The organism is Bengtsoniella intestinalis (assembly GCF_039719005.1).
GTDB lineage: Bacteria > Bacillota > Clostridia > Oscillospirales > Oscillospiraceae > Oscillibacter > Oscillibacter intestinalis.
This window is the reverse complement of the sequence record NZ_CP133584.1, coordinates 316,922-330,069: the sequence shown is the minus strand read 5'-3', so window position 1 is coordinate 330,069 and position 13,148 is coordinate 316,922. Positions and strand designations below refer to the sequence as shown.

Sequence of the window (13,148 nt, the reverse complement as noted above, 5' to 3'; positions counted from 1 at the left end):
ACAATCACACACAAACTGGAGATTTTATGAACGCTTTACTGGTTGCCATCAACGCAAAATTCATCCACACCAATCTGGCTGTGCGGAATATTTACCACTGCTGCAAGGAGCAAGTGCCCCAAAATTTAGATATGGTGGAGTTCACCATCAACCAACGACTGCCCCATATTATTGACACTTTATATCGGCAAAAAGCAGATATTTTGCTGTTTTCTTGCTACATTTGGAACATTGAATATGTATCACAAATCATAGACACCTACCATAAAATCCATCCCACCGCCATCTTACTGGTGGGTGGGCCAGAGGTAAGCTACGACCCCCAAGAGTTCCTCAGTTGCCACCCACAAGTCACCGCCGTGGTGACGGGCGAAGGAGAAGGCATTGTGCCAGCTGTGTTACAAACTTTGGCTGACGATGGCGGTTTATCGTCCATTGCTGGACTGGTATATCGTCAAGGCGATACACTGGTGGAAACCCCTGTGGCGCCCCCCTTCCCCATGGCCGACATCCCCTTTTCTTATCACGATTTACAGGCGTTAAGCCACCGCATTGTCTACTTTGAAAGCAGCCGCGGTTGCCCCTTCCGCTGTAGTTATTGTCTGTCGTCAATAGCTGGTGGTGTGCGGTTTATGCCTTTGGAAAAAGTGTTTGCCCAGCTGTCCATCTTCCTAGAACACAAGGTGCGGCAGGTGAAGTTTGTGGACAGAACGTTCAACTGCAACAAAGCCCACGCCATGGCCATTTGGCAGTTCTTAAAAGACCACGACAACGGTGTCACCAACTTCCACTTTGAAATTGCTGCCCACCTGCTAGACCGTGAGATGCTAGACCTGCTGAAAACCATCCGCACCGAACAGTTCCAACTAGAAGTGGGGGTGCAGTCCACCAATCCACGCACCATTGACCAAATCAAACGAGCTACTAACACAGAGCAATTATTGGATATTTGCAAAGAAATCGACAGTTATGGTAATATTCATCAGCATTTAGACTTGATTGCAGGCTTGCCTTACGAAGACATTTCCTCCTTTGAAGAAAGCTTCAACACCGTGTTTGCCATCCGTCCACAGCAGTTGCAACTGGGCTTTTTGAAGATTTTAAAAGGCTCTCAAATGGCGCAAGAAGTGGCAGAGCACCACATCGTTTACAACCAACACGCACCCTTTGAAGTACTGGGTACCAAGTGGCTCACCTACGACCACATCCTGTTGCTCAAGGGCGTGGAGGACATGGTGGAGCGGTATTATAACAGTGGACGGTATCAAAATACCCTGCGACAGTTGCTAGAAAATCAGCCTTCTGCCTACCGCTTTTTTGAGGATTTAGGCGCGTATTTCTTTGCACAAGACTATCACCTGTCGCCCCTGTCCAAAGAGCAAGTCCACACGGTGCTCAAAGATTTTTATGAGAGCCACTCTGGGGCTTACACCCCAGAAATCAAGGCGTCGGTACTTTTTGATATTTGCTTGAAAGAAAAACCAAAAAAGTTCCCCACTTGGGTTGACCCTCAATGGAGCGAATCCCAGCGGCGTGACATGAGTCAATTTTTCGCCAATCCAGACAATATTGACCGCTATTTGCCCCAGTATCAAGGTGAGCATCACAGCCGTGTCAGCCGTCTGGCACACCTGCAAGTCTTTGACTACGATGTCACCGACCCACGTCTCCCCTGCCAAACCACCCACCTGCTGTTCGACTATGACCACCCCGATTTGCTAGGCAATGCAACCTATTATAAGGTAACGCTGTAGTCGTTGATCCATTGAGCTTGTCAAACCATTTTCCAAGCCATAATATTGCTCTTATGCCATAGCAGCATCTGCTGCTAAGTCTTCACTCAAATCAGCGATGGTGTCCCCTGTGACGGCGATTTCACCAGCGCTAAAAGGATAGCCAGAGGCGGCGGTGGGATAGACGCCAGCGGTGTGGTCAACGAAATAATCCGCATATCCACCGTCCGCTAATTCCTTCTCACTCATGCCTTTGGTCAACTGGTGAACCAAAGTACCCACCATCTCAAGGTGCCCAAGTTCTTCGGTACCAATGTCGGTTAAAAGACCTTTTAATTCGGGATACGGCATGGTGTAGCGTTGGGATAAATACCGCAAAGATGCGCCCAATTCCCCGTGAGGTCCACCATATTGGCTCATGATGATGGATGCCAATTTAGGGTTGCGATTTTTCACTTTAATGGGGTATAAAAGCTTTTTTTCGTATACAAACATCAGTCGCTCCCTCCTTCATCCCAAGGCCATGGGTCTTTGATCCAAGCATAAGTGCCGTCAGCTGGACGGGTGGTTTGGCAGAGTGGGCCATACATTTTTTCGTACTTTTTCTTGCCTTCTTCACCGAGTTTACAATACGTCCAGTATAAATCCAGCACTTCTTTGTCGTCTGGATGTGTGGTTAAATATAACCCAAGCTCGTCAACGGCAAACTCTAATGCCATCAATTCCACCAAAGCGGTATTGGTCAGTTTGGTTTGGGCAGTCATAGCCATTTTAAATGGCAAATTCAGTCCTGGGAACAACGTGCCATGCTCCATAGCCTCTTCTGGACTATAACGCTGGGGATTATTTTGTTGCACAGGCACATATGGAAAGGCTAACGTGGCAGGGGTGGACAGTTCACCCATCCCAGTTGGATAACGATTTGATTCCAATGGAAAAACCTCCTTTGTTACTAGCAGCCCACCGCAGTGGACTACACCAGTGTATGCCTCGCCTTTTCAAAACGTGAAAAACCACCCCATTCCGCAGTAGAATGGGGTGGTTTTTAAATTTGTTTTATTCCCAAGTCACATCTACGATGATACACTCAGTGAATTCAATGTATTCTGTTTTGATGATATTAACCTTACGACCTATACGCACCTCTTGCGTGGCCACTTCTGTGGTCATGACCCCTTGGTCGGCAATGGTGGCTTCTACAGTTAAATACAAATTCACCCGTTCTGGGTCTTCTACCCATTGACCATCGCCCGAAAGCACCATATAAGGCTCTGCTTGCGCAGCCATAACATATCCGTCATATAGTTCGCCAGAGGCCATCAGTTGGCTGGGGATATACTGCTGAATATTTTCAGCCAAGACAGCATCCACACCTTCTGCTTTACCAACAAAGGTTACATCAACTGTGCCAACACTTACCCCTGCAGATGAGCCAGATTGTACCACAACCTTATAACCTACAAACGTCACCACTGCCACAATCAATGCCACAGCAATGATATCGATGATATTAAACTTTTTTTGCTTCATTTTATCCTCCGTAGGACGGCTCTTTTCTTGACCTTCTCGTCCATTCATAGTATACTGCTTAGTATACAGTATTTTTTTGAGTTACACAAGTATTTTTTCTAAAACGAGGATTTTTATATGAAGATATTACATCTGATTTCTGGTGGTGACTTTGGTGGCGCCAAAACTCATGTGTTGAGTTTACTAGAGCAACTGGGAAAAACCATTGATGTGGAAATGGTATGCTTTCGAGATGGCCCATTCGCCCAAGAAGCCATAGCGCTAGGCATTAAAACCACTGTTATGACCGAAGCCAATCGGTTACTCAGCTTGCGAAAACGATTGACAGAATATGTAAAGGAAAATAATTTTACACTGATTCATTGTCATGGTTCTCGTGCTAATTTAGTGGGGGCATTGCTCCGTCAACCAACTGGGTTGCCAGTGATTTCTACTGTTCATAGCGACTATCGATTAGACTATATGGGGCGGCCTTTTAGCCAATTTACATTGGGAAATATCAACGCGTGGGCCTTGCGCCATCTTGACTATCGCATTGGCGTTTCTGATTCCATGGTGGACTTGCTGATTAAGCGCAACTTCCCTGCTAATCGGTTTTATGCCATTTACAACGGCATCGAATTTATTCCTCCCCAGAATAATCCTGACCGCTTGGCCTACCTGCGTAATCTTGGTGCCAATGTAGACACTGACAGCGTGGTGGTGGGCATTGCTGCTCGGTTAAACCCTGTGAAAGATATGTCTACCCTCATTCGTGGCTTTGCCAAGGCTTATCAAAAATGCAACCGTTTACGTTTGGTGATTGCTGGCGATGGTGAAGAGTTAGAAAAATTACAAGCCTTGGCCGCTGAACTTGGTGTGACAGAGCAAGTCTGCTTTGCAGGCTGGATTTCTGGAGGTATGGATGCCTTCTATGGCGCCATGGATATTAACGCCTTGACCTCTGTGTCTGAAACGTTTCCCTATGCGTTAACAGAAGGATCTCGCTTCCGCTTAGCCACAGTTTCCAGCGCAGTGGGTGGAATTCCCGCCTTGATAGACCAAGGTGTAAATGGTTTTCTCTTTACACCAACCGATTGGGAATCCTTAGGTAATCACCTTGCGACTTTGGCGTTGAATGATGATTTGCGCCATAGCATGGGTGAGAAATTGTATCAAAAAGCCTCTACCCAATTCTCTATCCAAAAAACAGTAGACACCCAAATTCATATTTACGAAGAAGTCCATCGTCGCCATATGCGGCCTAAAAAGAACCGTGATGGCGTGGTAATCTGTGGTGCCTACGGTCGTGGAAACGCTGGTGATGATGCCATTTTAGAAGCCATTTTGCAACAGATGAAGGAAATTGACAAAGATATGCCTATCACAGTGTTGTCCAAAAATCCATCCCAAACTCGTTTGGCATATCGGGTCGCTTCCATTCATCGTTCCAACTTCTTTGCATGGCGTAAGGCGATGAAAACCAGTAAACTCTATATCAGTGGTGGCGGTAGTTTGATTCAAGATATTACTTCTCGCCGCTCCCTCTGGTTTTATCTCAACAATATTCGCACTGCAAAAAGAATGGGGAACTTTGTACAGATGTATGGGTGTGGCATCGGGCCGATTATCCATGATAGCCATAAAAAATTGGTGGCAAAGTCCTTGAATCGTTATGTAGATGTCATCACGTTGCGTGAACCTGATTCTCAAATGGAGTTGGCTTCTATGGGGGTGCACACACCTGAAATTCGTTTGACAGCTGACCCAGCTTTGGTGTTGGCACCAGATAGCAACGATAAAATTGATAGTGTCCTCCTTGGTTCAAATATCCCGCCAAACGGCAAGTATATTGGCTTTACATTGCGCCAATGGCAGGGTTTTGCAGATAAAACAACAGCCATCGCTCAAGCCGCCACCTATGCCTACGAAACCTACGGCCTCACGCCTGTATTCATTGCCATTGAAAAACATCTTGACCCTAGTGCAGGACGCGCTGTAGCAAAGCATTTGACCGTCCCCTACTATTTCTTAGACGATGCTGGTTCTGCTGGCACCATCATTGGCGCGTTGTCTCGAATGGAGTTGGTGGTGTCTATGCGACTTCATGCGTTGATTTTTGCCGCAGGTCAAGGCATCCCCTTGGTTGGATTGGTGTATGACCCCAAAGTCTCCGCCTTCCTCCGCTATATCGGCCAAGAAGGCTTTGTTGACTTGTCCGATATCACGGCCGAGGGTTTAGAATCCCTGATTGATCAAGCCCATCAAAAATTAGAAACGCCCCAAATCCAAACCGATGCCGTCGCCAAAATACAAGCCTTGGAATTCGGTAATGAAGCCGTAGCACGGCAAGCATTGGAGCGATAATTCTTGCAATTTATGTATGAAAAAAACGTTGCGGTTCAAATGAACCGCAACGTTTTTCGTATAAAATAAATCTTAGTCAGCCTTGTGGTCGCAACCCAAAACATTGACAATTTTATGAGCCACCATGTCCTTGATAGCGCTGCGAGCAGGCTTCAGGTATTGGCGTGGGTCAAAGTGTGCGGGATTTTCTGCGAAGTATTCACGGACAGAAGAAGTCATAGCCAAACGCAGATCGGAGTCGATGTTAATCTTACAAACAGCGCTACGAGCAGCTTGACGCAGTTGTTCTTCAGGGATACCGATAGCGCCGGGCATATTGCCGCCGTATTGGTTAATCTTAGCCACAAAATCTTGGGGCACAGAAGAAGCACCGTGCAACACGATGGGGAAACCGGGCAGACGCTTGGAAACTTCGTCCAAAATATCGAAACGCAGTTCGGGATCAGTACCGGGCTTGAATTTGAATGCGCCGTGGCTGGTGCCGATAGCGATGGCCAAAGAGTCAACGCCAGTCTTAGACACGAATTCTTCCACTTCTTCAGGTTGGGTGTAGGAGGAGTCTTCATCAGACACGTTCACATCGTCTTCGATGCCAGCCAGACGGCCCAGTTCGCCTTCCACGGTGACGCCATGGTCATGAGCGTATTCGACAACGCGCTTGGTCAGTTCAATGTTTTCTTGGAAGCTGTGGTGAGAACCGTCAATCATAACGGAGGTGAAACCGCCGTCGATGCAGGACTTACACAGTTCGAAAGAATCGCCGTGATCCAAATGCAAGCAGATGGGCAGGTTGGTTTCGATGATAGCAGCTTCCACCAGCTTAGTCAGATAGGTGTGATTTGCATATTTACGAGCGCCAGAGGACACTTGCAGAATCAAAGGTGCGCGCAAATCAGCGGCAGCTTCCGTAATCCCTTGAATGATTTCCATGTTGTTCACGTTGAAAGCGCCGATTGCATAACCGCCTTCATATGCTTTTTGGAACATTTCTTTAGAAGTAACCAATGCCATAATAAATATCTCCTCTTAAATTGTAATTTTTACCTCATATTTGAGGGTAGCTTATATTGTATTTCACTTAAGAAAACGATTAGCTACTTCTATAATATCACAAAAAAAATAAAAAGCAAGTATTTACTTTTGAAAATTTCAGTGGTATTATACAGTTAAGTCAAAAATTTTTTGAGGAGGATTTCCCTACTATGTCTATGCTAAAAGGTTCTTGTATCATTGGCCAATCCGGTGGCCCCACTTCTGTCATCAACGCCAGTGCGTATGGTGTGATTGACGCCGCTTTGAAAAACCCCAATGTGACTCAAGTGTTCGGCGCAGAACACGGCATCAAAGGTGTGCTGGCTGACCGTCTGTTTGACATGTCCCAAGAAGATCCCGCAGAATTGGAACTGTTGAAGTACACCCCTTCTTCTGCTCTTGGCTCCTGCCGTTATAAAATTGCTGACCCTGATGTGGATGACACTGATTACAAGCGTATTTTAGAAGTGTTCAAAAAGCACGACGTTCGTTACTTCTTCTATAATGGTGGTAACGACTCCATGGATACCTGCAACAAAATTTCTAAGTATATGCAAAAAGTCGGTTACGAATGCAACGTTATGGGCGTGCCCAAGACCATCGATAACGATCTGTTCGGCACCGACCACTGCCCTGGCTTCTCCTCTGCCGCTAAATATATTGCCACCTCCTGCATGGAAGTCTACCAAGACGCTCGTGTGTATGATACTGGCATGATTTGCGTGGTGGAAATCATGGGGCGTCACGCTGGCTGGCTGACTGCTGCTGCTGCTTTGGCAACCGCTCAAGGCGCAGGCCCTGACCTGATTTACGTTCCCGAAGTCGCCTTCGACATGGACAAGTTCTTGGCTGATGTGAAGCGTATTTACGAAGAAAAAGGCAACTGCATGGTGGCTGTGTCTGAAGGCATTCACTATGCTGATGGCAAGTTTGTTTCCGAAGCAGAAGTCTCTGCAACTGACGGCTTTGGTCACGCTCAATTGGGTGGTTTGGCTGCTTTGCTTGCCGACGCTGTGAAGAAGGTCACTGGCGCTAAAGTCCGTGGCATCGAGCTGAGCCTGCTGCAACGTTGCGGCGCACACTTGGCTTCCCTCACTGATATCGAAGAATCCTACATGGCTGGTAAGGCCGCTGTTGAAAATGCCACTGCAGGCATCTCCGACAAAATGGTGGGCTTTGAACGTATCATGGAAAATGGCCAATACACCTGCAAAACCAAGCTGTTGAACTTGACCGACGTGGCTAACACCGAAAAGAAAGTGCCTCTGGAATGGATCAACGAAGAAGGCAATGGCATTCTGCCCGCATTTGTGGACTATGCTCTGCCTTTGATTCAAGGCGAACCCACTCTGCCTAAGGGAAACAGCCTGCCTCGCTTTGCAAAGCTGAAAAAGGTTCTGGCAAAATAAGATAACTATATAAAAAATAGTGCGTGGAGTTCTCCACGCACTATTTTTACGCAAAAAAGCTGATGCCAACCATGGCATCAGCTTTTAATTGGCTTTGGGGTGATTACGCAAGTACTCTTCTTTTAAATGTTGGCTCACCAAATGGCCATATGTACGGGTGGTAGACACGTTGGAATGCCCCAGCATTTGTTGCACAGCGTCTAAATGGGCACCCCGTTCTAACAAATGGGCGGCAAAGCTATGGCGCAACGTATGGGGGGTCAATTCCCCTTCAAGCTCCAATTGCTCTTGGTAATTTTTCAATAGCTTCCAAAAGCCTTGGCGACTCATACGCTGGCCATTCATATTTAAAAACAGCGCCTGTTGATTCACATCGGCAATAATCACAGGCCGAGAAATGGCAACATATTGAGACAGGGCCGACAGTGCATCTTGGTATAACGGTAACACCCGTTTCTTTTTCCCGATGCCACAGCACACGCAACTGCCAAACAAATCCACATCCCCAATATTGAGCGCCAATAACTCCCCTACCCCCATGCCAGTGGCATATAAAAGAGAGAGCATACTGCGGTCACGGTAGCCTTTGGCGTCCACACATTTAGGCGCATTGAGCAGGCGCTCAATTTCTGCATCAGACAAAATAAAAGGAGGCTTAACCACCACTGGCGCGATTTCTACACCAGAAATCGGATTGTCTCGTCGCACTTGCGCCGCTGATAAATAAGCGTAAAATCCTTTGGCAGCTGCAACAAAACGAGCAATGGTGGCCTTGGATTTACCTGATTTATCTAAATCATCCACATATTGTTGTAGAGATTGGGTGTTTGCATTTTCCAAAGAGGGCATTTTTTTTGCTGAAAAATACGCTTGTAATTGTCGTAAATCTCGCAAATAACATTCAACTGTATGATCAGATGCTTTTTTCTCGTGACTCAAATATAAACCATATCGTGTTACAACCATTCAAATCCCCTCCTTTACTTTTATAGTAGCGATGACAAGGTCAACGACAATAGCTTTGGTGTCACAAAAGAATCTACACACACGCCTAAGAGTAAAATCACCACGCAAAGGGCAAAACTCCAATAGGCACCGCTGTCGTAGCCCAGTCCTTTCCCCTTTTTCACCCCAAGGCAAATCTGCGCCAAGCGCCGTGTGGCATCGTGGGCTTGCAAGGCAATCCATAAATAACACGGAATACCAATGAGGGCGCGTATGCCCAACAAAGCCCCTGCCACTAGCAGTCCTTGTTCCCCAAAGGAAGCCACAAATAGTGACACGCAAAATGATAAAATCCCAGCATAAAGTGCCGTCCACAAAGGCAACAACACCACGCCGATGGATACAAAGCCTAAGAAAAATGCCACTAATATAGGCACCATATATAGCCGCAACATCAAGAGCATCAACGCCAATGAGGTGGTTTGCGGCATCGAGAGATATCCTTGTAAATACTGGCTGATTTCTTGGGCGGTTCCTTGGTCAACAAAACCAGTTAGCGCCAAACCTAAGCCGATTCCAATCACAAACCATAGGCCTAACCATAGTAAAGTCTTGGATGATTCACAATGTGCACAGGCGATGCGCCGCCCTTTGGGTTGCTTACCAATCAAAGCCTTACCTCGCTTTCCATACCCAGTGAACGACCCATGGTAAAGCAAGCAATCGAGAGCCTTATCATACGTCAAAATTCTGAAAAATGCAAGTATTTTTCTATAATTTCAGCAGTTTTTTATCAATCTGTCAAATATAGTGTATTCTATGTGCTTTTTCTTCGTCTCATTACACTATCTAGTGGTTTGTCATTAGTATGTATACAAAATACAAAAGTGCCTTAGACAATAAACATAGTTACAACATAGGATTTTATGCAAAATCACCAATCAGCCAAATCGCTTGGCAATGCGTCTGCCCTTTTGTTTGCGACATATCACACCTGAAAACACCGCGCCTGCCAAACTAGATAACAACAACGCCACGCAACCACTGCTAAAGGCAACGCCGCCATACACACCCCACGCCAGCAAAAATAGCACCAGCCAAAATTCTGCAAAAACACATAAGCAACCGCCCATAATCCCCACTGGTAACCTTCGCCCAAATACCACACCACCTAAAAACACACTCAAACAAGCACTTAACGTCAACAGGACTGTGATGGCGCTTTCTGGTACTGCGCCACAAACCACGCTATACGATAACATTGCAATCAATCCGCCGTAGATTCCGATGGAAAGGCCGCCACCAGCCAGTGCGATTTGCCAAACGTTTCTCTTCCCTTTTTGCATTCCCATATGTCCCTCCTATTGCGTTGGGCGAAAAAACCACCCAGCCTTCATACACTCTACAAGAGCATATGATTGTACTGGGTGGTTTTATGATTGATTGTAAAAATTAGCCTTCGATGTCCTTGGTCAAGTCTTCAGCAGAGGTAGATTCTTCAGCAGCAGGCACTTCTTCTTTAGGTGCCTTTTTGCCAAACATAGGCTTTTTAGTGTTAGAAGCAGCGGCAGCAGCAGCTTGAGTTTCGTTGACACCAACAGCCCATTTAGCCAGTTCAATGCGCACACGGTCATCGCTGGTTTCAATGACGATAGTAGCTTCATTCACAGCCACAACAGTGCCAATGATGCCACCAATGGTGGAGATTTTATCGTTCTTTTTTAGACTGTTACGCATATTCTCAGCTTGTTGCTTACGCTTCTTTTCAGGGCGAATCAACATAAAGTAAAAGACAGCGAACATTAAGACAATCATTAATACAGAATCCATGGTTTGGGTGCTCCTTCGTTTATATCAGAATAGTATCATTATATCAGAAATAGGAAAATTTGCAAGTATTATTTTAAATCTTAGTCCACTGCACGCTGTGCCAGCTTCTCGCTGTAAATGGCTCGGAAGTCTTCATAACGATTTTCTGCAATGGCTTCACGAATTTTTTCCATCAAATCATTGTAGAAATATAGGTTGTGAAGCACCGCCAAACGCAAAGCCAACACCTCGTCCGCCTTGAACAAATGGCGAATATAACTACGGGAATAATTCTTACACAATGGACACCCACAGCTAGGGCTGACAGGGCGTGGGTCGGTGGCATAGCGTTGGTTGATGATATTCACCACACCTTCCCATGTGAATAGCTTGCCGTGGCGACCGTTGCGAGACGGCATGACGCAATCGAAGAAATCTACCCCACGGTACACCGCTTCAATGATGTTGGTGGGGGTACCCACACCCATGAGATAACGGGGTTTATCCTCTGGCATATGGGGTTCCACCGCGTCGATAATTTCATACATCACATCGGCGCTCTCCCCTACAGCCAAACCGCCAATGGCAAAACCATCGCAGTCTAAATCACGAATTTGCTTCATGTGCCAAACACGCAAATCCGCATACACCCCGCCTTGGTTGATGCCAAAGAGCATTTGCTTGGGATTCACGGTGTCAGGTAAACTGTTGAGTCGTTTATGCTCGGTGATGCAGCGTTCTAACCAGCGATATGTCCGTTCGCAAGATTGTTTCACATAGTCATGGGTAGAGGGATTTTCCACGCATTCGTCAAAAGCCATGGCAATGTCACTGCCAAGGTTCGACTGAATTTGCATACTTTCCTCTGGCCCCATGAAAATCTTATGACCGTCCAAATGAGAGGCAAAATACACCCCTTCTTCCTTGATTTTCCGCAGTGCAGACAGGGAAAAGACTTGAAATCCACCAGAGTCGGTGAGAATGGGGCCTTGCCAATTCATAAACTTGTGGAGTCCACCCATTTCACGCACCACCTTGTCCGTGGGACGGAGATGGAGGTGATAGGTGTTAGAGAGCTCGATTTGGCAGTTCACTTCCTGCAAATCATGGGCGCTAACACCACCTTTGATGGCAGCTTGGGTGCCAACGTTCATAAACACTGGGGTTTGGACTTCCCCACCGTGGGCGCAAGAAAACACACCACGACGAGCACGCCCGTTTTTATTTTTGACTTCAAACATTTGTAATTCTCGTTTCTAAATATAATTTTCACTGGGAAACGGCGGGGGGCTTGCCCCTGCCGTTTTTACCCGTTTATTCAATCATCATCGCATCGCCAAAAGAGAAAAATCTGTAGCGTTCAGCCACGGCTTCTTCATAGGCCGCCATGATTTTGTCCTTCCCTGCCAAGGCTGAAATCAGCATCAGCAGTGTGGATTCTGGTAGATGGAAATTGGTAATCAAGGCATCCAGCACCTTGAATTGATAGCCAGGATAAATGAAAATCTTCGTCCAGCCAGCGCTGGCAGTCATGGTGCCATCTTCTGTCGCCCAAGACTCGATGGTGCGACAAGACGTGGTTCCCACACAGATGACACGACCGCCATTTGCCTTGGTTTTATTGATTAAATCAGCTGTTTCTTGTGAAATCACGCAGTATTCACTGTGCATATCGTGATTTTCCACTGACTCTACCTTCACAGGACGGAAGGTGCCAAGGCCTACGTGTAGTGTCACATAGCCAATGGAAACACCCATATTTTCAATGGTTTCCATCAACTCCGGGGTAAAGTGCAAGCCAGCAGTGGGGGCCGCCGCACTGCCCACCACCTTGGAATACACCGTTTGATACCGCTCTTTGTCGAGCAGTTCTTCGGTAATATAAGGTGGCAAAGGCATTTTGCCTAAGGCTTCTAGCACTTCAAGGAAAATCCCTTCGTAGTCAAAGCGAACAAGGCGGTTGCCATCAGGCAGTTCCTCGATGACCTCTGCGGTCAGTTGTCCATCGCCAAATGTTAGTTTAGCGCCAGCCTTCATCTTCCGACCGGGACGCACTAAACACTCCCACACCTTGTCGCCACGGTCAATGAGTAACAGCACTTCACAGGTGCCGCCACCGGGGAGTCTCTGCCCCAAAAGCCGTGCTGGTAACACGCGCGAGTCGTTCATAATCAGGCAATCGCCCTCTTTTAAAAAGCTAGGTAAATCAAAAAATTGATGGTGGCTCACAGCCCCTGTTGCCTTATCTAAATGCAATAGCCGAGAACTATCCCGTTGCTGCAATGGGGTTTGGGCAATCAATTCTTCCGGTAAATCATAGTAAAAATCACTTGTTTTCAATGGT

General features: G+C 46.6%; 13 protein-coding genes. 3 read left to right on the top strand and 10 right to left on the bottom strand.

The window, feature by feature from the left end; translation table 11 throughout:
* Positions 1-26 precede the first annotated feature (26 nt).
* Positions 27-1,754, top strand: coding sequence for a B12-binding domain-containing radical SAM protein (locus tag RFF05_RS01680; RefSeq protein ID WP_409968702.1), 1,728 nt, complete (start codon positions 27-29; stop codon positions 1,752-1,754).
* Positions 1,755-1,805: 51 nt separating this feature from the next.
* On the opposite strand, the gene RFF05_RS01675 is transcribed toward RFF05_RS01680, so the two are convergent.
* The 3 genes from RFF05_RS01675 to RFF05_RS01665 form a co-directional block, all read right to left on the bottom strand.
* Positions 1,806-2,228 (bottom strand): manganese catalase family protein, encoded by a 423-nt coding sequence (locus RFF05_RS01675; protein ID WP_409968701.1) that lies wholly within the window; start codon positions 2,226-2,228, stop codon positions 1,806-1,808.
* The gene (locus RFF05_RS01670) at positions 2,228-2,665 is read right to left on the bottom strand and encodes a spore coat protein CotJB (RefSeq protein WP_409968700.1); all 438 of its coding nucleotides are present in this window, start codon (positions 2,663-2,665) and stop codon (positions 2,228-2,230) included. The genes RFF05_RS01675 and RFF05_RS01670 overlap by 1 nt, the downstream gene beginning before the upstream one ends.
* Before the next feature lie 124 nt (positions 2,666-2,789).
* A complete protein-coding gene (locus tag RFF05_RS01665) occupies positions 2,790-3,311 on the bottom strand; it encodes a DUF4330 domain-containing protein (protein WP_409968699.1) in 522 nt (173 codons plus the stop codon).
* A 69-nt stretch (positions 3,312-3,380) separates the two neighbouring features.
* On the opposite strand from RFF05_RS01665, the gene csaB reads away from it, so the two are divergent.
* The gene (gene csaB, locus RFF05_RS01660) at positions 3,381-5,609 is read left to right on the top strand and encodes a polysaccharide pyruvyl transferase CsaB (RefSeq protein WP_409968698.1); all 2,229 of its coding nucleotides are present in this window, start codon (positions 3,381-3,383) and stop codon (positions 5,607-5,609) included.
* A gap of 72 nt (positions 5,610-5,681) precedes the next feature.
* Here csaB and fba read toward each other — a convergent pair whose 3' ends face one another.
* Positions 5,682-6,620 carry a class II fructose-1,6-bisphosphate aldolase gene (gene fba / locus RFF05_RS01655; RefSeq protein ID WP_409968697.1) on the bottom strand — a complete coding sequence of 313 codons (939 nt, stop codon included), beginning with the start codon at positions 6,618-6,620 and terminating at the stop codon, positions 5,682-5,684.
* Between the two features lie 191 nt (positions 6,621-6,811).
* On the opposite strand from fba, the gene RFF05_RS01650 reads away from it, so the two are divergent.
* On the top strand, positions 6,812-8,050 hold the full coding sequence (locus tag RFF05_RS01650; protein WP_409968696.1) for a 6-phosphofructokinase: 1,239 nt from the start codon (positions 6,812-6,814) through the stop codon (positions 8,048-8,050).
* A gap of 84 nt (positions 8,051-8,134) precedes the next feature.
* On the opposite strand, the gene RFF05_RS01645 is transcribed toward RFF05_RS01650, so the two are convergent.
* The 6 genes from RFF05_RS01645 to queA all read right to left on the bottom strand — a co-directional run bounded on the left by RFF05_RS01645 (position 8,135) and on the right by queA (position 13,144).
* Positions 8,135-9,016: a tyrosine-type recombinase/integrase gene (locus RFF05_RS01645; RefSeq protein ID WP_409968695.1), complete on the bottom strand. Its 882-nt coding sequence runs from the start codon at positions 9,014-9,016 to the stop codon at positions 8,135-8,137.
* A 20-nt stretch (positions 9,017-9,036) separates the two neighbouring features.
* Positions 9,037-9,579, bottom strand: a complete 543-nt coding sequence (locus RFF05_RS01640) for a hypothetical protein (protein WP_409968694.1) — start codon at positions 9,577-9,579, stop codon at positions 9,037-9,039.
* A 357-nt stretch (positions 9,580-9,936) separates the two neighbouring features.
* Positions 9,937-10,347: a hypothetical protein gene (locus RFF05_RS01635; RefSeq protein WP_409968693.1), complete on the bottom strand. Its 411-nt coding sequence runs from the start codon at positions 10,345-10,347 to the stop codon at positions 9,937-9,939.
* A gap of 100 nt (positions 10,348-10,447) precedes the next feature.
* A complete protein-coding gene (yajC, locus tag RFF05_RS01630; RefSeq protein WP_409968692.1) occupies positions 10,448-10,825 on the bottom strand; it encodes a preprotein translocase subunit YajC in 378 nt (125 codons plus the stop codon).
* Between the two features lie 80 nt (positions 10,826-10,905).
* Positions 10,906-12,045: a tRNA guanosine(34) transglycosylase Tgt gene (gene tgt, locus RFF05_RS01625; protein WP_409968691.1), complete on the bottom strand. Its 1,140-nt coding sequence runs from the start codon at positions 12,043-12,045 to the stop codon at positions 10,906-10,908.
* Between the two features lie 73 nt (positions 12,046-12,118).
* Positions 12,119-13,144 (bottom strand): tRNA preQ1(34) S-adenosylmethionine ribosyltransferase-isomerase QueA, encoded by a 1,026-nt coding sequence (queA, locus tag RFF05_RS01620; protein WP_409968690.1) that lies wholly within the window; start codon positions 13,142-13,144, stop codon positions 12,119-12,121.
* Between the last annotated feature and the right edge of the window lie 4 nt (positions 13,145-13,148).

Excerpts from the sequence above, each read along its gene's own strand:
- RFF05_RS01680 (WP_409968702.1), top strand. The coding sequence starts at position 27 with ATGAACGCTTTACTGGTTGCCATCAACGCAAAATTCATCCACACCAAT.
- RFF05_RS01675 (WP_409968701.1), bottom strand. The coding sequence starts at position 2,228 with ATGTTTGTATACGAAAAAAAGCTTTTATACCCCATTAAAGTGAAAAAT.
- RFF05_RS01665 (WP_409968699.1), bottom strand. The coding sequence starts at position 3,311 with ATGAATGGACGAGAAGGTCAAGAAAAGAGCCGTCCTACGGAGGATAAA.
- csaB (WP_409968698.1), top strand. The coding sequence starts at position 3,381 with ATGAAGATATTACATCTGATTTCTGGTGGTGACTTTGGTGGCGCCAAA.
- fba (WP_409968697.1), bottom strand. The coding sequence starts at position 6,620 with ATGGCATTGGTTACTTCTAAAGAAATGTTCCAAAAAGCATATGAAGGC.
- RFF05_RS01650 (WP_409968696.1), top strand. The coding sequence starts at position 6,812 with ATGTCTATGCTAAAAGGTTCTTGTATCATTGGCCAATCCGGTGGCCCC.
- RFF05_RS01645 (WP_409968695.1), bottom strand. The coding sequence starts at position 9,016 with ATGGTTGTAACACGATATGGTTTATATTTGAGTCACGAGAAAAAAGCA.
- RFF05_RS01635 (WP_409968693.1), bottom strand. The coding sequence starts at position 10,347 with ATGGGAATGCAAAAAGGGAAGAGAAACGTTTGGCAAATCGCACTGGCT.
- yajC (WP_409968692.1), bottom strand. The coding sequence starts at position 10,825 with ATGGATTCTGTATTAATGATTGTCTTAATGTTCGCTGTCTTTTACTTT.
- tgt (WP_409968691.1), bottom strand. The coding sequence starts at position 12,045 with ATGTTTGAAGTCAAAAATAAAAACGGGCGTGCTCGTCGTGGTGTGTTT.